This is a genomic window from Bradyrhizobium sp. LMTR 3, from assembly GCF_001693485.1.
Taxonomy (GTDB): domain Bacteria; phylum Pseudomonadota; class Alphaproteobacteria; order Rhizobiales; family Xanthobacteraceae; genus Bradyrhizobium.
This window is the reverse complement of record NZ_MAXC01000055.1, coordinates 59,559-81,448: the sequence shown is the minus strand read 5'-3', so window position 1 is coordinate 81,448 and position 21,890 is coordinate 59,559. Positions and strand designations below refer to the sequence as shown.

General features: G+C 61.5%; 20 protein-coding genes and 1 pseudogene. 13 read left to right on the top strand and 8 right to left on the bottom strand.

The genetic code is table 11. The features are described from left to right. Window positions 1-55: 55 nt before the first annotated feature. A pseudogene (locus tag LMTR3_RS34585) lies at window positions 56-793 on the top strand (HEAT repeat domain-containing protein); the annotation flags it as partial. On the opposite strand, the gene LMTR3_RS37165 reads toward LMTR3_RS34585, so the two are convergent. Then, complete coding sequence (locus tag LMTR3_RS37165) at window positions 729-1,127, bottom strand: DUF6065 family protein (RefSeq protein WP_210184748.1); 399 nt, start codon at window positions 1,125-1,127, stop codon at window positions 729-731. The pseudogene LMTR3_RS34585 and the gene LMTR3_RS37165 sit on opposite strands and share 65 nt — an antisense overlap. Before the next feature lie 16 nt (window positions 1,128-1,143). Next, entirely contained in the window at window positions 1,144-2,013 is an 870-nt protein-coding gene (locus tag LMTR3_RS34580) for an outer membrane protein (RefSeq protein ID WP_176722060.1), read from the bottom strand. On the opposite strand from LMTR3_RS34580, the gene LMTR3_RS34575 reads away from it, so the two are divergent. Next, window positions 1,996-2,787 carry an adenylate/guanylate cyclase domain-containing protein gene (locus LMTR3_RS34575; RefSeq protein ID WP_176722059.1) on the top strand — a complete coding sequence of 264 codons (792 nt, stop codon included), beginning with the start codon at window positions 1,996-1,998 and terminating at the stop codon, window positions 2,785-2,787. The two genes, LMTR3_RS34580 and LMTR3_RS34575, sit on opposite strands and share 18 nt — an antisense overlap. A gap of 415 nt (window positions 2,788-3,202) precedes the next feature. On the opposite strand, the gene LMTR3_RS34570 is transcribed toward LMTR3_RS34575, so the two are convergent. Genes LMTR3_RS34570 through LMTR3_RS34545 form a run of 6 tightly spaced genes read right to left on the bottom strand, consistent with a single transcriptional unit; the run spans window position 3,203 to window position 9,427 of the window. Beyond that, the gene (locus LMTR3_RS34570; protein WP_084029984.1) at window positions 3,203-4,237 is read right to left on the bottom strand and encodes a Bug family tripartite tricarboxylate transporter substrate binding protein; all 1,035 of its coding nucleotides are present in this window, start codon (window positions 4,235-4,237) and stop codon (window positions 3,203-3,205) included. After that, complete coding sequence (locus tag LMTR3_RS34565) at window positions 4,230-5,369, bottom strand: mandelate racemase/muconate lactonizing enzyme family protein (RefSeq protein ID WP_065749427.1); 1,140 nt, start codon at window positions 5,367-5,369, stop codon at window positions 4,230-4,232. Before LMTR3_RS34565 ends, LMTR3_RS34570 begins: the two co-directional genes overlap by 8 nt. A gap of 10 nt (window positions 5,370-5,379) precedes the next feature. Next, window positions 5,380-6,342 (bottom strand): hydroxyacid dehydrogenase, encoded by a 963-nt coding sequence (locus LMTR3_RS34560; protein ID WP_065749426.1) that lies wholly within the window; start codon window positions 6,340-6,342, stop codon window positions 5,380-5,382. Beyond that, window positions 6,335-7,240: a fumarylacetoacetate hydrolase family protein gene (locus tag LMTR3_RS34555; protein ID WP_065749425.1), complete on the bottom strand. Its 906-nt coding sequence runs from the start codon at window positions 7,238-7,240 to the stop codon at window positions 6,335-6,337. The genes LMTR3_RS34560 and LMTR3_RS34555 overlap by 8 nt, the downstream gene beginning before the upstream one ends. 15 nt (window positions 7,241-7,255) lie before the next feature. After that, a complete protein-coding gene (locus LMTR3_RS34550) occupies window positions 7,256-8,395 on the bottom strand; it encodes a mandelate racemase/muconate lactonizing enzyme family protein (RefSeq protein WP_065749424.1) in 1,140 nt (379 codons plus the stop codon). A 54-nt stretch (window positions 8,396-8,449) separates the two neighbouring features. Next, on the bottom strand, window positions 8,450-9,427 hold the full coding sequence (locus LMTR3_RS34545; protein WP_065749423.1) for a Bug family tripartite tricarboxylate transporter substrate binding protein: 978 nt from the start codon (window positions 9,425-9,427) through the stop codon (window positions 8,450-8,452). A gap of 112 nt (window positions 9,428-9,539) precedes the next feature. Here LMTR3_RS34545 and LMTR3_RS34540 point away from each other — a divergent pair, with 112 nt between their 5' ends. The 11 genes from LMTR3_RS34540 (at window position 9,540) to LMTR3_RS34480 (ending at window position 21,799) form a co-directional block, all read left to right on the top strand. Next, the gene (locus tag LMTR3_RS34540; protein WP_245320136.1) at window positions 9,540-10,232 is read left to right on the top strand and encodes a GntR family transcriptional regulator; all 693 of its coding nucleotides are present in this window, start codon (window positions 9,540-9,542) and stop codon (window positions 10,230-10,232) included. Between the two features lie 230 nt (window positions 10,233-10,462). After that, on the top strand, window positions 10,463-11,950 hold the full coding sequence (locus LMTR3_RS34530; protein ID WP_084029983.1) for a TonB-dependent receptor domain-containing protein: 1,488 nt from the start codon (window positions 10,463-10,465) through the stop codon (window positions 11,948-11,950). Window positions 11,951-11,969: 19 nt separating this feature from the next. Next, window positions 11,970-12,392, top strand: coding sequence for a hypothetical protein (locus LMTR3_RS34525; protein ID WP_065749420.1), 423 nt, complete (start codon window positions 11,970-11,972; stop codon window positions 12,390-12,392). Between the two features lie 468 nt (window positions 12,393-12,860). Continuing rightward, a complete protein-coding gene (locus LMTR3_RS34515; RefSeq protein WP_141686960.1) occupies window positions 12,861-13,169 on the top strand; it encodes a hypothetical protein in 309 nt (102 codons plus the stop codon). A 371-nt stretch (window positions 13,170-13,540) separates the two neighbouring features. Continuing rightward, window positions 13,541-14,614 (top strand): tonB-system energizer ExbB, encoded by a 1,074-nt coding sequence (exbB, locus tag LMTR3_RS34510; protein WP_283809347.1) that lies wholly within the window; start codon window positions 13,541-13,543, stop codon window positions 14,612-14,614. 6 nt (window positions 14,615-14,620) lie between these two features. Beyond that, complete coding sequence (exbD, locus tag LMTR3_RS34505) at window positions 14,621-15,118, top strand: TonB system transport protein ExbD (RefSeq protein WP_065749417.1); 498 nt, start codon at window positions 14,621-14,623, stop codon at window positions 15,116-15,118. Continuing rightward, window positions 15,115-15,993, top strand: coding sequence for an energy transducer TonB family protein (locus LMTR3_RS34500; RefSeq protein ID WP_084029982.1), 879 nt, complete (start codon window positions 15,115-15,117; stop codon window positions 15,991-15,993). The genes exbD and LMTR3_RS34500 overlap by 4 nt, the downstream gene beginning before the upstream one ends. A 493-nt stretch (window positions 15,994-16,486) precedes the next feature. Further along, window positions 16,487-16,999 (top strand): sigma-70 family RNA polymerase sigma factor, encoded by a 513-nt coding sequence (locus LMTR3_RS34495; protein ID WP_065749416.1) that lies wholly within the window; start codon window positions 16,487-16,489, stop codon window positions 16,997-16,999. Window positions 17,000-17,060: 61 nt separating this feature from the next. Beyond that, a complete protein-coding gene (locus LMTR3_RS34490; protein WP_245320133.1) occupies window positions 17,061-18,137 on the top strand; it encodes a FecR family protein in 1,077 nt (358 codons plus the stop codon). A gap of 231 nt (window positions 18,138-18,368) precedes the next feature. Further along, a complete protein-coding gene (locus LMTR3_RS34485) occupies window positions 18,369-21,002 on the top strand; it encodes a TonB-dependent receptor (RefSeq protein ID WP_210184747.1) in 2,634 nt (877 codons plus the stop codon). Window positions 21,003-21,088: 86 nt separating this feature from the next. Then, entirely contained in the window at window positions 21,089-21,799 is a 711-nt protein-coding gene (locus tag LMTR3_RS34480) for a hypothetical protein (RefSeq protein WP_210184746.1), read from the top strand. Window positions 21,800-21,890: the final 91 nt, after the last annotated feature.

The window sequence follows — 21,890 nt, the reverse complement described above, 5'->3', positions numbered from 1 at the left end:
CATCGCTCGACGTCAGCAGGCGTGTCGCCATGTACCGGTTCGAGATCAGGATTCGGTCGATCCCGAGCCGGCGGTCGCTTCCGCTGCGGCGGACAGCATGGCTGAATTCAAGGACCCGGGATGCGCCGATGCGATACTTCCTCTGGTCAAGCATGCGCACGCATTTGTCCGCATGGCCGCGCTCCGTGCGCTGAAGGAATTGCGGCGCAAGGACACGCTCAAGCCGGCGCTGGAAGCGCTCAGGGACGGCGATGCTGCGGTGCGGGTACAGGCGATCGGCGTCATCGGCTTTTTGAAGCTTGAAGAATCCATCCCTGCGCTCACGGCGTCCACGGGCGATCCCGATGCCCATGTCAGGCGGGCGGCTGTTAGCGCGCTGGCGTTTTCGCAGATGAAGCCTGCGGCTGAATCGATCACCCGTACGCTTGGGGATGAAGACTGGATGGTACGCGAGATGGCGGCGGAGACGCTTGGTCAGAACGCCAATGGCATGGTGGCGGCGGATCAATTGATTGCCGCGTTGATGGACGATTTCTGGCAGGTGCGGCTCAAGGCGATCAGAAGTCTCGGAAAAATGAAGGTCGACCGGGCGATCCTTCCAATCGGCAAGTGCATCACGCACGAGCAGGCAAATCTGCGCAAGGAAGCTGCGGCGGCATTGGGAGAGATTGCCGATCCAGCCGCGGAACCGTTTCTCGTTCTTGTCGCCAATGATTCGGATCCAGAAGTCAGAAAGAACGCGCGCTGGGCGCTCCAGCAGATCGCTGCCAGGAGGGTGAAGACGAGTTCTTAGAACGCTGAATCGCGGGACATGTCATGTCTTCAGCGCGATAAGATCGCTGCGGGACGTGGAAGGTCAACACACCATGCCCGAAGTGGCTCACAACCGGCGCGTGGGTGCCGAGATCAGACTTGATCCGAATGGTTTCCTTGTGGTTGAGCCCGTCCCACCGCGCTGAAAAGCCCGACGGACAGAGCAGTTCCCAGCCGTGGGCGTTTGCAATGTTGAGCGGCAGGCAGCGATACGCGAACCGCTGGTCGGTGGCGTCCATCCAGTCGCGCTCGAGCGGCGCAGGACGGATGCGAACCGCGTGGCCGTCCATTGTGTAGGCAACGAGCTTGGGCATGGCTCTTGATACTGCCTCATTGCGAGAACCAGCCGGTACCGCTGCTTGGCGGGCCGGCAAATTTGTAGCTCAACCCTACGCGAACGATGTTCTCAGTCAATTTCGCTGAGTGCGTCCATGCGAATGGGCTGAGCGCGCCGATGTTCTGTGGTGCCGGGGCCGTCCGATCACCGAGATCGACATAGAGATACTCGAACTTCGCCGTCCATGGGCCGCTCACAACGGCCTCCCAGCCGAGGCCTGCTGTCCAGCCAGGCTTCACGCGAGAATCCGAGCCTTCAAATCGAAAGCCCGTGAATCCGGGAAAATCCGTTGCGGTCGAAAAGGCATAGTCCGCATAGGCCAAGCCTGCAGTCGCCACCGGAAACGGTCCCCGCAACTCGGATGATCGCAGATCAGTGTAATTGAGATCCGTTTCAAGCCCGACGACGGTCTTGTCGAATTGCACGGTGCAGGAGACGCCGGCGCCGGCCGTGAGCCCTCCGGTGCGTTGAGCAGCGGGCGAACCGGCCTGCTGCGCGGCAAGTACGGGGAGCACCCCATTGTTTTGGGCAAAATCAACGATGGCGCCGTTTGGAGCGGAATCGAATTTAGCCCTGGCCGAACCATAGCCGGCGTTCCCGCCGACGCTGCAGCCCGTCCAGCTATAGGGCGCGACCGGCGGCGGCGCCTTGACCGGCATATACGCTGCAAAAACGGAGCTCGCCACGTCGAACTGCATGCGGAAATGCGCCTTCGCCTCCCATGCATCGATTCCCGGATTGAAGAATGACAGGTAGCCGCCCGACAGCCACAGCTCGGCTTGTGATCCAAGTCGAGCCCGCACGCCGCCGCGCAATTGTCCATGCCAGCGCGTGAGCCCAACGGCATGTCCAAAACCATTCAAGCCATTACGCTCGAGGCGCACCGCTTGCCGACGATGGCGCCGCCGCCAAAGAATGCGGTTCGATCATTCATTGACGAGCTGGATACGCTCGGCAGGACAATTCACAACTCTAGGCGCGCCATTTGGTCGTTTTCTCGCCTTGCGCCGCGCGAAATCGTGCGCGGAGTGCTTGATAATTCTATATCGACCGAGCTCGGCGGGAAAAGACAGGAGATTACTGCGTTATTCACTGACGTGCGAGGGTTCACCACGATTGCCGAAAGCGCCGATCCTGACGGGTTGATGCAGCAGACATCGCGCTATTTCACGGCCTTGACAGACGTCATTCTGTCGCAGGGCGGCACGGTCGACAAGTTCATTGGGGACGCGGTGATGGCATTCTGGAACGCGCCCAATCCGCAAACTGATCATTGTGAGCGAGCATGTCGGGCCGCGCTGCAAGCGAAGGTGGCAATTGAAGCGATCAATCGTCAGTTTGAGAAAGAAGGATTGCCGCCATTTTACACTCGATTCGGCATTCATTTTGGTGAGGCCGTGGTCGGCAATCTCGGTTCGTCAGAACGCATGAACTATACCGCGCTCGGTAGTGTCGTAAATCTTGCTGCCCGGTTGGAGGGGCTAAACAAGCAATACGATACTCAAGTGCTGGTGAGCGAGGCGGTCTACGCGCGAGTCCACCATCGTTTTAATTGCCGGTTCGTGGACACAGTAGTTGCGAAGGGAATGGCTGCAGAGACCCGCGTTTATGAACTCCAGGATGAGCTCCCTGACTGATGCAGTCGAGACGAATTTCGCTGGTCACGGCGCCCGCAACTTGCTGAAGAGGATACCGTCATAATCCGCTGAAGAAAATACCGTTCCATGTCACCCGTCAGGATAGCCGCGCGCTTGCGAAGCGCCAAATAGAACGGCCCCGCGGGAGGGGGGGCACCGGGACCGCCAGTCTTGGAGGCTTGCTCTCGGCTGGAGGTTGGTGACCGGAGAGCCCCGATGGTTCTATGCTGTTCGACCAGTAAGGCTCCAATCGTCGTGTCCGCCGGCTGCCTCTACCGGTATCGAGCCGCACACGGTCGCGCGGCAGATGGGACTTGTGGGCGCACTACAGCTATGCCCTTCGATCTGAAGTCTACGCAGATCAAGGATATCGGCGAGGATCTTGTGCCTTCGATGCAGAGCCGCAATGAAAACCTCACTCCGGCTGAATGTTGGCGTCCTTGACAACCTTGGCCCATTTCTGAATCTCGGCGCGAATATGATCCGCGAATTGTGAGGGCGCTCCTCCGACGGGGTCGACGCCCTGGTCGACGAAACGGCGTTTTACATCGTCCATTTTGAATATCGAGTTCATCTGGGCGTTCAGCTTTTGAACGATCTCGGACCGCATGCCCGCGGGTCCAACGATCCCGAACCACACGGTGACCTCATATCCGGAGACGCCGGCCTCCGACACCGTCGATACGTTTGGAGCGAGCGCCGAGCGCGTCTTGCTGCTGACGCCAAGCGCCCGCAACTTGTCGGCTTTGACCTGGGGCAACACGTTCGGCGTGTTGTCGAAGGCGATGTCGATGTGTCCGCCGAGCAGGTCGTTAACCATCGGCGCGCTGCCTTTGTAGGGCACGTGCACGATATCGATCCCGGTCATGCTCTTGAACAATTCCATCGAGAGATGGTCGGACGAACCGGTGCCGGTGGAGCCGTAGCTGACCTTGCCCGGATTCTTCCTGGCGTAGTCGATCAATTCCTTGACGGAATTGATGGGCATCGAGGGCTTTATAACGAGGAGATTTTGTGTCTGGCCCGCGAAGACCAGCGGCGTGAAGTCCTTCACCGTATCGTAGGGCAAATTCTTGTAGATGCTGGGATTGGCGCCGAAGGGAAATGCGACGCCGAGCAGGGTGTAGCCGTCAGCCGGGGCCTTGGCGACGGCTTCGGTGCCGATCAGCGTGCCGCCGCCCGGCCGGTTCTCGACCACGACGGGAACGCCCCAGGCCTCCGCGAGTTTTTGCGATACGAGCCGCGCAAGCGTATCGTTGAATCCGCCGGGTGGGTAGGGAACGATGTAACGGATGGTCCGGTTCGGATAATTTTCCGGATCGGCCGATGTTGGGGCGGTTTGCGCCGATGCGGCAGTGGCGCCGACCAGGAAGGCGATGAGAGCGCGGCAGGCGAAGTGAACAAGTCGGCGAGCGCTCGATGTAACTTCAGCCCACTGCGTTTCAGACATAGCAAGGTCCCTCGATCAGTGGATGGGCGTTGATGAAGGTTTCATTGATCTCGACGCCAAGCCCGGGCGCTTCCGACGGCTTGACGCATCCGTCCGCATCCAGCGTGTAGGGGATGCCGCCAACCTCGTCGCGGAACGGGTTGTGTTTCGCGACATCGCCCTCGAAATATCCGGGAAGGTCGACGGCCGCGAGCACGTTGATGGTCGCGGCCATGTTGATGCCGGTTGCCGAGGTGTGCGGATTGAAGGACAGCTTCCACGCATAGGCCATGCCGGCGATCCGGACCGCCTCGGTGACGCCGCCGGTCTTCGACAGGTCCGGCTGCACGAAGCTCACGGCGCGGTCTTCGATCAGGCGCGTGAACTCGAAGCGGGTGTAGTGGTTTTCGCCGGCCGCCAGCGGCGTGGTGCCGAGCGATGCCGCCGTCTGATACGAGCGGTAGTCCTGCGCCGGGAACGGTTCTTCGAGCCATCCGATCTGCAGCTCTTCATAGGCCGGCATCACTCGGCGCACGTCATCGACAGTGTAGCCGGTGTTGGCGTCGACCAGGATCTCGACGGCGTCTCCGACCGCTTCGCGGACGGCGGTGGCGCGGGCGACATCGTTGCGGGGATTGTCGCCGACGCGAAGCTTGATTGCGCGATATCCCTGCGCGACATAGCCGAGCGCTTCCTGAGCGAGCGATTGCGGCTCCTGCCAGCCGAGCGAAATGCCCCCCGCATAGGCCTTGATCGGTTTTGAAGCGCCGCCGAGCAATTTGTACAGTGGCCAGCCGGCCGCCTTTGCCCTGATATCCCACAGTGCGAGATCGAGGCCGCTCAGGGCCATCGCGGCGGCATAACCCATGCCGTGACTTGCGAGCTGCATCTGGTAGACGCGCTGCCAGACGCCGACAACATTCATCGCATCCATGCCGACGACGAGTTCCGAGATCGTGGTATCGATTAGTTTGGCGATCGCGCCCGGGCAGCGGCCGTGATGGGCCTCGCCCCATCCGGTCAGGCCTTCATCGGTTTCGACCTTTACCAGCACCGCGTCGCGCTTGACGGCGCGGCCGATACCGAGCCTTACGTTCTGGCCCTCCGGTACGCGGTAGGAGATCGGGACGGCCTTGATCGATGTAATGCGCATGTTGATGACCTCATGCCGCCTTGTAGGCGGGGTTGACGAGATTGAGCGGCTGTTCGCCGCGCAGGATGCGAAGCATTTCCTCGGCCGAGCCGACCGCCATCGCGCGGCCGCTGGTGGCGGTGATGCCCGCGGTGTGCGGCGTCAGCAACAGGTTCTGACAATCGAACAGGGCGTCGTCCGACGGCAATGGTTGCACGTCGAACACGTCGAGCGCGGCGCCGCCGATCTTCCGCGATCGCAGCGCGTCGATCAAAGCGGGCGTCTCGATCACGGCACCACGCGAGACATTCACCAGCACGGCGTGAGGCCGCATCCGGCCGATCAGGTCGCGGCTCACCATGCCTCGAGTCTCGTCAGTCAACGCGCAGCAGACCGTGATGGCATCGCTTCGGGCGAACAGGTCCCGGAGCGAGACTCCCTCGATGCCAGCGGGCAACGATCCCTTGCGGCGGGACGTGCCGAGTACCGTCATGCCGAAGCCGCGAGATGCGATAGTCGCAACGCGGCGGCCGATCGTTCCGACCCCGAGGATCCCGAGCACCGATCCGCTCAATTCGGTCAGGTTATCGGCCGCCGGGCGCGCAGCGTTCCAGCCTTCGCTGCGCAAGCTTTTGTCCAGACGGTAGAGCGGCCGGCGCAGATGCATCAACGCCGACATCACGTATTCGGCCACCGCGTTGGTGTTGCTTCCGGGCAGATTGGCCACCGCTATGCCGCGCGCGGTGGCGGCGGCGACCGGGATGAAGTCGAGACCAACGCCGTGGCGGACGATACCCTTCAGGCGCGGTGCGTGCTCGACGATGTCGTCGGGCAGTTTGGCGCGCACGATGATGCCGTCGGCATCCTTGGCCCATTCGCGCAAGGTTTCCGGCTGCGCGTCGGGCGGGACAATCAGCCTGACATGCGGCGCGAGGATCGCTTCGCCATCGGGATGCATCGCATTGGTCAGCAGGACGATCGGTTTGTCAGGCATCTGGCGCAGGTCCTTCGATGACAGGATTCTCCAAGCGGCCAAGCCCCTCGACCTCGACTTCGACGGTCGAGCCTGGCTTGAGCCACGCCGGTGGCTTGTGCAGGGCGGCGACGCCGGCCGGTGTGCCGGTGGCAATGATGTCGCCGGGCTCGAGCGCCTGCAGGGCGGACAGGTAGGAGACGAGATCGGCAACATTGAACAGCATGTCCTGCGTCGAACCGGACTGCAGCACGCGGCCGTCGACTTTCAGCGACACCGCGAGCGCGTGAGGGTCCTTCACTTCGTCGCTAGACTCGAGATAAGGGCCGAACGGCCCAAACGTCGCGAAATTCTTGCCGCGGTCGAAATGGCCGTCTGCCTTGATGATTTCGCTGGCGCTGATATCGTTGAAGCAGCCATAGGCAACGACGTGATCGAGTGCCCGGTCCCTGCTGACATTTTCGGCGCGGGTCCCGATCACGGCCGCAAGTTCGGCTTCATAGGTGACACCGCCGATGCCCGCCGGCAGGACGACGGCATGTCCGGCGCCGGTAATCGTTCGCAGCGCTTTCATGAACAGCACTGGTTTTTCCGGTGGCGCCATGCCGCGCTCGGCCAGCGCATCGCGGTAGTTATGCGCGATGCCGAAGATGCGCCGCGGTCGCGGTAGCGGCGCCATCAGCGTGACGGCGCTGCGCCGAAGTCTTGCGGGCTCCGCCAAGCCGTGTGTGCGGATGTTTTGGACGAGACAGGGCAGACCAGCCTCGATCAAAGACTGCATCTGCGGCGATGCACCTCCCAACGTCCCACGCATCGCGGGATGCGAGAGATCGACGATTTGATCGCTCTCTCCGGCGCCGTTTCCTAGCAGCACACCCGCGCGGACAAAACCCTGTTCGCTGAAGCTGACGAATTTCACGATGGGGCCACCGGTTCAGGCGACGCGATAGCGGTCGATCACGCCGCGATCGATCTCGATGCCGAGGCCGGCTGCGGTCGGGACCGCAATCGTGCCCTTGACCTGCCGGATCGGCTCGACGGCGAGGTGATCGCGGAACGGATTTTCCTCCTGCTCGAATTCCAGCATCGGCGGCATTGGAAACAGGCTCGGCGGCTGGTTCGGTATCGACGCCAGGAAATGGATGGTTGCGGCGAGACCGACCGCGGAGCCCCAGGCATGCGGCACGCATTCCACGCCGTGCGTCGAGGCCAGCGCCGCGATCTTCTTGCATTCGGTAATGCCGCCCGCCGCGCAGACATCGGGCTGTACGATGTCCATCGCCTTGCGCACGATGGCGTCGCGAAAGCCCCATCGGGTGAATTCGTTCTCGCCGCCCGCCACCGCCATGTCGAGTGCCCGCGACACCTCGACATAGCCGTCGATGTCCTCCGGCGAGATCGGCTCCTCGAACCACTCGATGTCGAGTTCTTCCAGCTTGCGGCCGAGCCGGATCGCGGCGGGAACGGTGAGGCAATGATTGGCATCGACCATCAGCTTGACATCGGGGCCGATGGCCTCGCGCACCGCCTTGACGCGATCGAAGTCGCGCTTGATCGAGCCGAGGCCGATCTTCATCTTGATCGCCCTGAAGCCTTCCTTGACGTAGCCCGTGGCGTCCTCGACCGCCTCGTCGACCAGCCGGTCCATATCGGTGAAGTAGAGTCCGGTGGCGTAGGCGTCGACTTCGGTGCGGAACGCGCCGCCGATCAATTTGTGAACCGGTTTGTTGCAGGCCTTACCGACGATGTCCCACAGCGCGATGTCGATGCCGCTGATGGCGGCGATCGACATGCCCTTCGGGCCGTAATCCTTGATCCGGTTATAGAGGTCCTCCCAGATCACCTCGACGTCGAACGGGTCGCGGCCGATCACGCGCGGCGCGAGCTGGGTATCGATGAAGGCCTTGGCGACGGCGGAGGGGCCGTAGCATTCGCCCCAGCCAGTGATGCCGTCGTCGGTCTCGATCTCGACCAGGCAGGTGCCGCGGGTCTTGTACAGCCAGCCGCGCGAGGAGGTGAAGGGCCGCTGCACCGGGGCTGCAACGACGTGACAGGTGATTTTCTTGATGGGCAAGCGCGGGGCCTTTTTGTGGAGTATCGGGCTGGGGGAGGGCGGCGATGCCGCCGCTTATTCTTTGTTGTCTTTCGGGAAGACCTGCGCCGCCACGCTGCCGAGCGCGGTGGCGACGTTGTCGACTTCCTTGGTTAGGGCTTCGCCGGTGAGGTCGTCGACGAGGAACGCGTTCTTCTTGGAAAATTCCTTGAAGCGGGGATCCTGGATCGCCGAGCGGAAGGCGGTGATGAGCTTGGTCCTGACATCGGCGGGCACGTTGGCGGGCGCGACAACATAGGCCATCTGGACGACGGGGCCGTAAGGGAAGACGTCGTAGCCCCGGTCCTTGAAGGTCGGCACATCCGGAAACATCTCCAGCCGTTCGTTGGCGAAGATGCCGATCGGCTTGAGCAGGCCTTCCTGGATTTGCCCGAGCGTTTCCGAAGGCTTGAGGACGCCGGAAGCGACGTGCCCGCCGAGCAGGTCGGCGACCACCTTCGAGCCGCCGGTGTAGGGCACGTTGACGTAGTTGACGCCTGCAGCGCGCGCGGTCATCGACGCGAAAATGTGGTTGAGGTTGTAGTTGCCGGGCGTGCCGATGGTCACCTTGTCCGGGTTGTTCTTCATAAGCTTGATGAAATCGTCGAGCGATTTCTGCTCGGCCTTGGTCGGCACCAGCAACATCAAGGGATCGGTCGAGACGCGGGCGATGTGGGTGAATTGCGCATTGGTGAGCGGCGTCTTGCCCTGCGCAATTAGCGCCAGCGTCGAGCTTGTGCCCATGCCGATCGTGTAGCCATCGGGCGCTGCGGTCGCCACGCGGCGCATGCCAATCGTGCCGGTGGCGCCGGCCACGTTCTCGATCACGAGCTTGATGCCGTGCTCGCGCAGGATCGGATCGAGGGCCCGGATCGCGACATCGTTCGAGCCGCCGGCATTCCAGGGCACGATGAAGGTGACGTCCCGCGCCGGATAGGTGGATTGGGCCTGGCTGGCGGTGAGCTGCAGGGCGGCGATGGCGCACGCCAGAATAATCGAGGTCGGCCTGAGCATTGTTGTTTCCTCCCGTTTTGTTGTTTGTTATAACAAACAACATGGATGGGTCAATAGCCCGTCCTTGCGAGGGAATTTGCGCCATATCGCGCGCTGAGATAGCGAGCGTCGAATGACGACGGCATTGAAACGAATCGAACGTGAGCCTCTGTGGGATCTCGCGCATGCGCAGTTGCGGGATGCGCTATTGGCCGGGCGGTTTGAGCCAGGCACCGTCTTGACCTTGCGCTCACTGGCCGAAAGTTTTGGGACGTCGATCACGCCGGTGCGCGACGCCGTCACCCGGCTGGTCGCGCAGGGCGTATTGCAGCAGGGGCCGCGCAATTCGGCGATCGTGCCGAACCTGTCACGCAAGGAACTCGCAGATCTGACGGTGGTGCGCTGCGCGCTCGAAGGACGTGCGGCGCGTGAAGCCGCCCTGCAACGGCATGACGACGCCACGCTGCGCCGTCTTGAAGAGCGGCTGGCGACAATGCAGTCGCTGATCCAGGCGCGGAAGCTCGAGAGCTATCTCGAGCATCACCGAAAATTCCATTTCGGGATTTACGCGATGTCGGGCATCCCGCTGATGGTCGAGACCATTGAGAACATGTGGCTTCGCTGCGGCCCCGTACTGTCCTTCGTGATCCCTGAATACGTCGTTCTGCTAAAGGGGTGGGATCATCACACCGCGGCGCTGAAGGCGATCATGGCAGGTGACGCCGATGGCGCCGAGCGCGAGATCGTCGCCGACATCAGCGAAGCCGCGCACTATCTTGCCGGCCTTGCAGATTCGACGGGGCAATTGAAGCGCCCATCCGGTTAGTCACCTCGTGGCTGGGCTTGGGCTAGAAGTCGGCGCGCGCAGCCCCGTTGCAGGCTTTTCGAAAACGAATCCGGCCTTCGAGGCTGCTTCCTATTTGGAAGCGACTAACAGGCTATTGATATTGCAGTCGCTGCCCGGCCGTGAGGAGGCGGTCACCATCATCAGTACAGCCTCGTCCGATAGGCTTCCTCCATGGTCTTCTCGGCGACATCCACTGATACCGCCGCCGTCTGCTCGGCGTCGGCGCATTCCGCGGCTCGCTTCTCTATACGCCGACCGATCGCACCACGGTCACCTTCAGCGGCTCCTACAACAAGGATGACGATACCGTGCCGCGCTGGCTGCTCCGCGGCGCGGCCGATTTCCCCGTGAGCGCCGTCAATCCGCGCAATGACGTGGATCGCGAGAACCAGAATTACAATCTGAAGGTCAAGCATGACTTCGGGCCGGTCGTCTTCGATTCCGTCTCGAACTTCCAGCGCACCACTTCGTTTCAAGTCACCGATCTCACCGACTCTCTCGTGTTCTCGAAGCTAACCGGGCTGCCGCCCGCGTTCTTCAGCGTACCGGGTGCGGATATCGCGAACATCGGCATCGGTGAGAATACCTGGATGCAGGAGCTTCGGCTCTCCGCACCGAAGGAGAGCGCGATTGCCTGGACCACCGGCTTGAATCTTTTTCACACTGAAGTCGGGCTCGACGGCAATGCCCGTTCGGTCACGCCGGCTTTTGCCACGGCGACAGGAATCCGCAACAACGGCTTCACGACCGATAGCTACGCGGCCTTTGGCGAGGCGACGGTGCCGCTCGTCGGGGCGCTCAAAGGCACGCTGGGGCTTCGCGCGACGCATGAGGAGAAAACTGCCTCCTACCGTTACCGCGGCGTTGGCACGCCCGGCACCGTCGCCAGCTATGCCCAGGATCTGGGCTTGAAGGATGACCTCCTCACCGGGCGCACGGGCTTGAGCTACGACTGGGCACGGGATTTCATGACCTGTGCCACGGTCGCGCGCGGCTATGTTACTGGAGGTTTTCCGGCCAACTCCATCAACAATCCGCTCGGCAAGCCCGAAGTCCCGTTTGCGGCGTCCACGAGTTGGACTTATGAGACCGGCTTCAAGTCCGAATTGTTCGGCCATCGCGTCAAACTGACCGGCGCGCTGTTCTTCAATGACGTCAAGAACGGACATCTGTTCGTCTTCAATGTACCGACGGCCTCGTTCACCGTCGCAACGCTCGACTATCAATCCTCGGGCGGCGAACTCGCAGGTACCGTCCGCGTCACGCCGGGCTTTGAGGTGTTCGGCGGTGTTGGCATCACCCGCGCCGAACTCGTGAACGTTCCGCTCGGCAGCGCGACCGGCGCGAAAAGCGGTGGCCGCGTTCCAAACGTGGCGCCCGTGACCGCCAATGTCGGCTTCCAGTATCAGGTTTCGGCCGCGCCCCTCGGACTCAAGGGAGACTTCTTCGTTCGCGGCAACTACCAGTTCGTCGGTACTCGCGCGGCAGATGTCGCCAACAGTTTCGACCTTCCATCGTACGGCGTCGTCAACGGCAAGTTCGGCTGGAAAGGGCAGAACTTCGACACCTATGTCTTCGCGAACAATCTGCTCGACGAGCGGTATGAGGCGTTCGGGCAAAGTTTTGGACCCACGACGCAGTCCGTGCGCGTCGGGCAGGGCCGCATCGTGGGCTTAGGGGCAACCGCGAAGTTCTAGCGATGAGAAGGGACCGCCTATGAGAACAGAGGATTTCAAACTGCATGACGTTTCGCGCTTTCCGGTCGTGGTGCTGCACGGTCGCGGATTGCCGCCAGGTTACGGGCCGACCTGGGCAAAGGAGCTCGATGCGCTGATTGGCCAGGAATGCCCCTTCGTCATGATCTTTCCCGACTCGGTGGAAGACGAGGCGCATGAGGATCAGAAACTTCGCACGGTCTTTCTCAAAGCCAACAAGGCGCGGCTTGCAGCCAAATGCCAGGGCATCTTCGGCATCGAGCCGAACAAGGCCAAGCGTCTTCTCAAACGTGCCCAGGGCGCAGTGATTGCCGCGGCGTTCGGAATACGCTTCCGCGTCGTGGCCACGGTCGAGGAAGCGGAGCGGCTGGCGAGCCTGGCCCTGGCAGGAGCGGCCTTGCCCGATGCCTCCGAACCCGAGTAGCGAGACGCGCGCCTATCTGCGCATCGGCAAGAGACGTCTTCGTATCCCCAAACGCCGCGGTATGCGGATCGCTCTTGGTGTTGCCCTCGCAATCAGGGGCGTTCTCCCGCCGGCCGGATTCATTCTAATACCGCCGGCGCTGACGCTGCTCTCGATCGACATTCCACGCGTTCGCCGCTGGCGCCGGCGCATGATCGTGCGGCTCGGACGCCGTCGAGGAAAGCGCCGTCCGTCCGGCAAACCGGATCGGATTTAGAAGTTGTTTAAGCGATTGATGTGTAGCGGCGAGGCATTCGTGCTTCCAAGTTTCGAACGTTTCAAATTGCTACAGACGCGCGATGGCTTGATGGCGGTTACATCAGGGCGTAACGGTCCTCGGCGTTGATGGCCGATCGAGTTCCCTTTTTCTGAGCGCATTGGGATTTGCCGCGGTCGCCAGCCACGTGGCCAAAGAAGAGGAGGCGAGCTGTGATACAGCCAGATCCTGACAGCGAATCAGCGGGCGCAGAGATGCATCGGTCCATCATGACCGCTTTCTGCGATGTTCTTCGTACCAGTCAGCTTCCGCCCATGACGGTGATGAACCTTGCCGCGTCCGCACTCGGAGCGGTCTACAAGGAAGTCGCCGATCAGCATCGCTCCGATGGTGGTTGCCCCTGCGGCTGGAAGCCAAGTCCGCGGACCGATATCGCAGCTCTGCAGGCAGCGCTGGCCGCGTCAATAGAAGCCGTCCCGTCTGCTGATCTGCGTATCATGCAGGCTGTCGGACGGGCATGAGCCATCATGTGCGCGGTCCCCGCCGGCCGCGTGCATGTCGATTGGGTTTCGCCCCCTCGTTTGGGTTGAGCTCAAGCTCGGAAGTCCCCGTCATGTTCAAGGCTGTACTATCGGTACCGCGCACGGCGCCGCCGACGGAATAGGCCGGCGCGGTTGCTCGTCCCGTCGTTTTTGAGAGTTTCTAATTTCGTCTAGTGCGAAGCATGAGTGCAGTCACGGCGCGTCGAATAGGCGAAAGCGTGCCGTGGTCGGATGGCGGCTGCTCGAAAATAGTACACTCCCGGTGGGAAAAACATCGTCCTCAAACGTCTTACCTTGGAGGTGCCAAAGCGGTTGAACGAGGATGAAAGATTGAAACGATGGCGGATGTGATGACGAAACTGGCCGAAGCCATAATGGCTGGGGCAGGATTTGCGCGGATGACGTTGACGGCGCTCGTCGTGTTGGCCGGTATCGCCGGTCCAGTAGCAGCCCAGCAGGCGGAGCCGTCGACCCAGGCGCAACCCGCATCGCCGCTGCAGTCGTCTCCTGCATCTTCCGCAACCGATGCGGAGCGGCCGGCGACATCGCCATCATCAGCGACATCTGTCGGCGCTGACGCTGAGGTATCGGAGACGCCGATACTGCAGGCGTCGCCGGCAATGGCCGACTCCCCGGCCACTGCGCCAGTCTCATCGAATGCGCCGGCGGTTGGCCCCACGACGCTTCCGCACGATCTGTCGCCGTGGAGCATGTTCATACAGGCGGACATGGTCGTGAAGGCGGTGATGGTCGGCCTTGCCTTTGCATCGCTATTGACCTGGACGGTGTGGTTGGCCAAGGGCGTCGAACTCACAGGCGCCAAACGCAACGCCCGTAGCGCCACGCGCAAGCTGAGTAGTGCCGAAAGCCTCGCAGACGCATCACGGGAGATCAATGCTGGATGGACGAAGAATGGTCGCGTCGCCGATCTAGTCAATGCTGCGCTTGAGGAGTTGAAGCGCTCGACCGACCTGTCCGCCGAGGGAGTTAAAGAGCGTCTCGCGATCGCGCTGTCCCGCATCGAAGCAAAAGCGAGCCGAGACATGGCGCGAGGCACCGGACTTCTCGCGACGATCGGCGCAACGGCGCCGTTCGTCGGCCTGTTCGGCACGGTGTGGGGCATCATGAATTCCTTCATCGGCATCTCGCAATCGAAGACGACGAACCTCGCCGTCGTTGCGCCCGGAATCGCTGAAGCATTGCTCGCGACCGCGATCGGTCTCGTTGCGGCTATTCCGGCGGTCATCATCTATAACGTGTTTGCCCGCGCCATAGCCGGCTACCGCGCACTGCTGTCGGACGCTTCCGGCGAAGTCCTGCAGCACATGTCGCGCGACCTGGAACGGCAGGAGAAGGGCATTGCACCCGCAAAGACCATCCATGCCGTTCACACTATGGGCACTATCGCATCGGCGGCGGAGTGAGCGATCATGGCAGTCTCGCTCAGGGACCCGCAGGACGGCGACCTCGCCGAACTCTCGGAGATCAACGTCACGCCTTTTATCGACGTCATGCTTGTCCTTCTTATCATCTTCATGGTGGCCGCTCCCTTGTCGACCGTCGATGTGGCGGTCGAACTGCCGGTCTCCAGCGCGCCGCCGCAGGCCCGGCCGGACAAGCCAGTCTTTCTCAGCGTCAAGCCGGACCTCACCCTGGCGCTCGGCAACGATGACGTGCCACGTGGAGCGCTGCAGGCGACACTCGACAAGCAAACGAACAACGATCGCCAGCAGCGGATATTCCTGCGCGCGGACGGCGTGATCGCCTATCGCGATCTGATGGGCGTGATGAATCTGCTGCGCAATGCGGGCTATCTCAGGGTTGCGCTGGTCGGGCTGGAAGATACCGGGCAGGGCACCGCGATCGGCGGACAGTTGCCCGCCGCATCATCTGCGGCGCAACAGGCCGCGCCGGCGACGCAGCCATGAGATTCGGCTGGCGTGATCCCGACGCGCGGCCCGATAGCGTCGCATTGCATTCCGTGCTGCGATGGACGCTGGCAGGGGCCACAGTCTTAGGTCTGCATGCAGGCGGAATATGGCTGGTGCTCAACTGGGACGAAGCCTCGGCTGCGGGTGAACCGCCAGCCGCTGTGATGATGGAGTTGGCGCCGCTGGCCGTCGCGCCCGAAGCGCCGCCGGATCAACTGCCGCCCGATGAACAGATGACCGAAGCGCATCCCTCCCCGATGGAGGAAAAGAGCGACGAGCCTGCTGAACTGTCGGAGGAGAAGCCCGAGCCGGTCGTCATGGAGGTGAAGAAGCCAGTTGAGGACGTCCCGTTGCCGCCAACACCGCCGCCGGAAATTGAGACGTCGAAGCTGCCGGAAGTGGCAAACGCGGAAGCCACCTTGACGCCGCCACCGCCGCAGCCGAAGGCCGCCAGGAAGCCACCACCAAAAAAGATGGCCGAGCGCAAGAAGCCGGACGACCGTAAGATAGATCGCACTACGGCACCGTTGGCGACATCAAATCCGCGGGCGGATCAGGCGGCCGCGCCGTCGTCGAGTTCGGCCTTCAGTCCGTCGACATCACCCGCCACTTGGCGGAGCAGCGTCAACGCTCACCTCCTACGGCATAAAGGTGGAAGCCCGAACGGGGCGTTGGGCACGGCCGTGGTGGCTTTCGTCATCAACCGTTCGGGCGGCGTATTGAGTTCGCGTCTCGTCCGAAGCTCCGGAAATCCGGTGCTGGACGCGAAGGCTGTTTCGACGCCCCGCAGCGCCAGTCCCGTGCCGGCACCTCCGCCGGATGTCGCAGACAGTGCCCTCACGCTCACCGTTCCCATCCGATACGACCCGTGAAGCGGGACGATGCCCGTAGATTCAATAGATCGATCTCAGGATTTCCGGGAGGTAACGCATGAGATGCAATATCCGCAATCTCGGCCTTGCCCAGCTAGCCCGGCTGGTAATGTCTGAAAGACGACGGCGTGACTATTCAGATCGGCCACGCGCTCGATGTGACGACGCATCGCTGCGCGCGACGGGTGCGATTCCGTCGACGACAAAATGGGCGCGCACCCAGTTCGACGAGCCAGTCTGCTGCTTGGAGCCTATCTAAACATCCGTAGTTGTGAAACGCCTGAAGCACCATTAGAGAGGAAGCGGGTTGGGGCCTCGCGATAGCTGCCTGTGGAGCATTCCAGGCCTTGACGTCCGGGCAGGGATGAGGAGGGACCAGCACCTGGTGTGACGACCGTGCATGCGACGAACATCGCAGGTGGGGGTGTGATTTGCGCGATCCTTTGGCAATCCCGCGATCGGCCTGCGCCAATCGTCCGGTGGAGCGCTTGACGTGAAGAGGAGCGATACCCGCAGCGTAATTTTTCTCGCTCATCGTTCAGCTCTGATCGATTATGCGACACCGATTCTCGGTTCGCGCGAGACGGCCGAGGACATCGTGCAGGAAGCGTTCCTCAAATTCGTGCCGCCCCGGCCGGCAGCCGATGGGCTCGAACAACCCGCAGCCTATCTCTACCGCATCGTCCGCAATCTCTCCCTCGATCTCCTGCGGCGCAAAAAGCTCGAAAGCCGGGATCCACTCGACGAGACGTCCTATTGGGCGATGCCGCGACCGGAGGCCTCACCGGAACAGAGCGCCTTGTTGCGCGACGAAATCCGCCAGATCGCTGCGATGCTCGCTGAAATGCCGACGGAAACCAGGATTGCCGTCGAAATGCACCGTTTTGGAGGGCATAAGCTTCAGGACATTGCGGCACATCTCGGTCTTTCCGTCGCAACGGTGCACCGGATGATCCATACGGCGCTGGTGGATATCGCGAAGCGGACCGGTCGCGAACAAACGTGACATAATTCTCCCGGCGTGAAAAAGAATTTCGACCTATTCGTCTATTCAGAGCAGGCGAGACATGGATCGCGTGCTCTGGGAATGGGCTCGGGACGAGGATCACGGGATGTCGCTGAATGGGAATGGAGGCAAGCCCGAAGCCCTGCTGGACGAGGCGGCCGACTGGCTGCTGCGTCTTCAGGAAGCGGCGGGCGACCCTCGTGTACAGGATGACTTCAGCGCCTGGCTTTCACGCTCCAGCGAGCACCGAGCTGCGTGGCGCCGGGTTCGGGAAAGCTGGCATCTGCTAGGCGAGGGGAAGCCAGTGTACGAGCACGTCTGGCGGCCACGATCACCACAGACGTTGTCAACTGATATCGGCAAGGGGCCCCGAGTCCGGCCTCGAAATCATTCGCGCGTCACGGGGCGGCGATGGCGGTGGGTGGCGACCATTTCGGCCACCGGTCTCGCCGCGTGTCTGCTTGTCATTGCCGTCCCTTCGCTTTTGTTGCGGCTGGAGGCAGACTATCTTACCACGACTGCGCAAAGCCGGCTGGTCACGCTCGAAGATGGTACGACCGTTTTTCTCGCTGCTGACAGCGCCATCAAGACAGACTTTTCGGCAAACCGTCGTCAAGTCCGTTTGCTCGCGGGCGAGGCATTCTTTGATGTGATCCGCAATCCGGGGCGGCCGTTCATCGTCAATGCCAGCGGTGTGAAGGTCGAGGTGACGGGCACGGCCTTCGATGTTCGTCTCTCATCATCGGCGACGCAAGTGGAGCTTGCACGGGGCGCTGTCGGTGTCTCCGCCAATGCGACCAAGGGCACGTCCTCCACCGTGCTGACCCCGGGGCAGATGCTGATCATCGATCGTAAATCCGGTGCGATGACAAGGAGCGATATCGCGCCGGAGGATATTGGCGCATGGCGCGAGGGCAGGCTGTTCGTCAACGATGCAACGATCGGCGCCGTCGTCGAACAGATACAGCGCTATCATGCCGCCTGGATCGCAATTCCCGATATCACGCTGGCGCAGCAGACGGTCACTGGCCTGTATGACCTGCGTGACCCCGACCGCGCGTTGCGTGCGTTGGTGCAGCCGCATGGCGGCAAGGTTCACCAGGTCTCTCGCTTCGCGCGCATCGTTTCACGACTTTAAGCCGAATCTAAACTGCGAAGTCGTTTCTCGCGCCGAATGCGCGCGAATCCTGAAAAAAATAATCGAGCCGATCGTCTTTAGTCGGGAAGCGCATTTCGAAAGAAGAATGCGTAGCAACGGGCTGAGGTATGGGTTGTGGCTTGCGTTTCTAGGTCGACTATATTCAACAAAATCAATGAAAGATCTGCGAACGTCAGGCGCATTGCGTGTCTTCTTGCGGCGATCGTTGCGGTGGACAGCGCCTCGCTCGCATTCGCACAGGCGCCGCCCGATTCTGGAATAGTTCAAGTCCAGGGTGGTGACGCGGCAGCGCCGCGAAACTTCAACATTCCTGCGCAGCCACTCGGTGCTGCTCTCAATGCCTTTGGCCGCCAGTCTGGCCTGCAGGTGACGTTGTCCGCCGCAACGTCGCGGGGGCTGACATCCAATGCCGTCAACGGCAGCTTTACACCGGAGCAAGCTCTGGCGCTCATGTTGCGAAACACGGGTATCGTGTTTCGCGTCACGGCCGATCGTACCGCCATTATCGGGACGACGGCGTCGCCGGCGGCGGAGGCGGAGGTATATGTCCCCGGCGCAACCCAGCTCGATCCACTGGTTATATCGGGCGGACGAAACGCTATTTCGGGATCCGGCTACCAGGGTACGCCGGACTGGGTCTATCAGGCACCGGCGGCCGTCAGCGTGATTTCGCGCGAGGCGATCGAGAGCAGTCCGAGCCGCAACGCCCGCGACCTGCTCGACAACGTCGCCGGGGTCTATGCCAACCGCTCGGAAGCGCAGAACCCGGGCATCAGCGTCAATATCCGCGGCCTTCAGGACCAGGATCGCATCGCCACCATGATCGATGGCGCGCGGCAAAGCTTTCAGCGCAGCGCGCATGGCGCCACGCAGCGCACTTATGTCGACACGGCCTTTATTCGTGCCGTCGATATTGAGAAAAGCACAACCTCGGGCGTCGGCAGCGCTGGCGCACTGGGCGGTTCTGTCAACTTCCGAACTCTGCTGGCGGAAGACCTGATCGCGCCGGGCAAGCAGTACGGTGGCCAGGTCAACCTCACCACCGGGACCAACCAGTTCAATTTCGACGGCTCGACGGCGGCCGCGGTGCGCCTGTCCGACCGGTTTTCCGTTCTCGGCGGCATCAGCTACAAGAATATCGGCGCCTATGACATCGGCAAGAACGGCACCATCAGTAGCGCGGCGACCTATGCCGGTGATGTGTTGCTGTTCTCCGGTCAGGAGGTCCGCTCCGGCATTCTGAAGGCCGAGGGGCAAGTCACGGAAGACGTCAAGGTTACGCTTGGATGGGTGCGGAACGATTCCAGGTTCAACACCGGAAACTACGATGGCGCGTTGAGCACCGGCAACCTGCATAAGGCGACGGAAGGTGTCGTCAATAACACCTTCACCTCTGCGCTCGACCGGAAGCCTGACAGCGATCTGATCGATCTGAAGGCTCGCTTCTATTACAACAACCTCAGGAACAACAGGGTTGAGGAAGGCTCGATTCTGTCGACGGGGCCGTCGAACTATGTCATGGCGACACTCGGTGGCAGCGTCGAGAACACCAGCAGCTTCGACACGGCTCTCGGAGCCCTGGCTCTCAACTACGGCATGGAGGCTTTTAACGACGACGGTAAGACCGTTCTCACCCGTGGCTTTGTAGCAGCCGACGGCACGGATTACTCAAACACACTTTCGGGCGGCACGCCGAGCGGCAAGCGCGACATCATCAGCGGTTTCGGAAACGCGAAATATGCGCCCACCGATTGGCTGACCGTTTCGGGCGGCTTGCGTTACGACTGGTACCATGCGGCGGGAACAGCGACGGTCTACGGCGACACGACGAAGGACATCATAGGTTACCGTGTTATCCCTGCTGTACCTCCCACGCCGCGGGTTTGCTGGCCGTCACCGCCGTTCCCTCCCAATTTCCGATGCACTGAAGGCACTCCTGGCAGTCCCGCTACAACCGAGCCGATATACGGGCCGGAATACTACAAGAGACATAACGTCAACGTCGACAACTCCGGCGGAGCGTTGCTGCCGTCGGTGACCATTGCCGTCAAGCCATTCGAATGGCTGCAGCCGTTCGTCAAATACTCGAAGAGCTACCGGCCGCCGACCATCATGGAGTCGTTTCTCAATGGCGGGCATGATGGAAACAGCGTCACTGAATATGCGCCAAATCCGGCTCTCAGGCCCGAACGAGGCGAAACCTACGAGGTGGGCGCAAACGTTTCAAGCAACGGAATTCTGACCGAGCGAGATACGTTTCGGTTCAAGGCCGTGGGCTTCTACAGGGAAATCGTCGACTACATCAGCTTTGGCAAAATCCGCACCGCCCAAAGCGACGTGCTGCCTTACACTTCGTATGTGAACCTCGACGGCGTGACCCGCATGAAAGGGATCGAAGTCGAGGCCAACTACGATGCCAGATTTATCTATATTGGCGGGACAATCACGCGCATCGATACGGAGCTCGCCGACAGCTTTACGTCTCCTGCCGGTCGACGCATGCCCATCAATAGCGGACAAGGAGCCGCGATCATCTTCGAACAGCCCAAGCTGCGGGTCACGCTTGATGCAGGCGTGCGCCTGTTCGAAGAAAGGCTGACGTTGGGCGGCCGCATCACCGACGTCTCGAAGACGGAGCCGGCGCTGGGCTCCCTGCGGAGCGGCTACGACATGCCCGGCTATCGGGTCTACGACATCTACGGATCCTATGCCTTCGATCCGATGACGAAGCTGCGTTTCTCGGTCACCAATCTCACGGACGTTGCCTACGCTCCTGCCGTTGGTGCCAACTTCTACGCCGCGCCCGGACGAACGGCAACTGTATCGCTCAATTACAAATTCTAGGAATTCCACGGCCGCAGGCTCTGGATGCGAGGTTCGTCCTGGGACGAACAGATGAAACAGGCAAAAGGGAACAAGAAATGACACTGTTGATTGAGCTGACCGCAGCGAGCAGCAATCTTCCATCCTACCTGGCGGCCTATGACACGAACTTCTCCTACAACGGCAACGGCTGGTTCTCCCGGTCCTTCTCTACCGGCCAGGATCAGTGGTCTGCCGGTGTCGATACCGAGGGCGTCGACAACAACATCCCCTCGGTCATCATGGGGATCGACGACTACAGCTATTCGCCGGGTCTGTTCAACGGCGATGTCACTTCGCTCACGCTCGGCCGGAACCTCGAATATGATGCAGGCCAGGATCTGTGGGTGCAGGATGAAGAGCTCATTATCAACAACGTGAGCGGCTACATGCCGGATACGACCACGTTCGCCTATGCGATCTACAGCCTGTCGCACGGCGGAGCCGTTGACGGTCTGGGGACCTTCCCGGGTCTGACGGACTACTTTGCCGAGCAGGGCACAATGCAGGTCGGGAATCTGGGTCTCGACGATACGCTGCTCGGTTTCGGCGGTCAGGATACTTTCGTATTCCAGGACGGCTCCGCGTTCGACACCGTCAACAGCTTCGATCTGGCTGTCGATATCCTCGATGTCTCGGCGTGGGGTGCGACGGGATTGGGAGACCTCTCTATTTCCACCATCGGAGCCGACACCGTCATCAGCAGCTCCGATTTCACCGACGGCATCACGATCACCGGCGTAACGGGGCTGACGGCCGCGAACTTTGAGTTCGCGTGAGAGAAATCCCGACTTTTGCGAAGGCGCCGCCGCGTTCATCCGTGAACGCGGCGGAAGCCGCAATAATTCCGATTATCGTCATCAAGAAAAT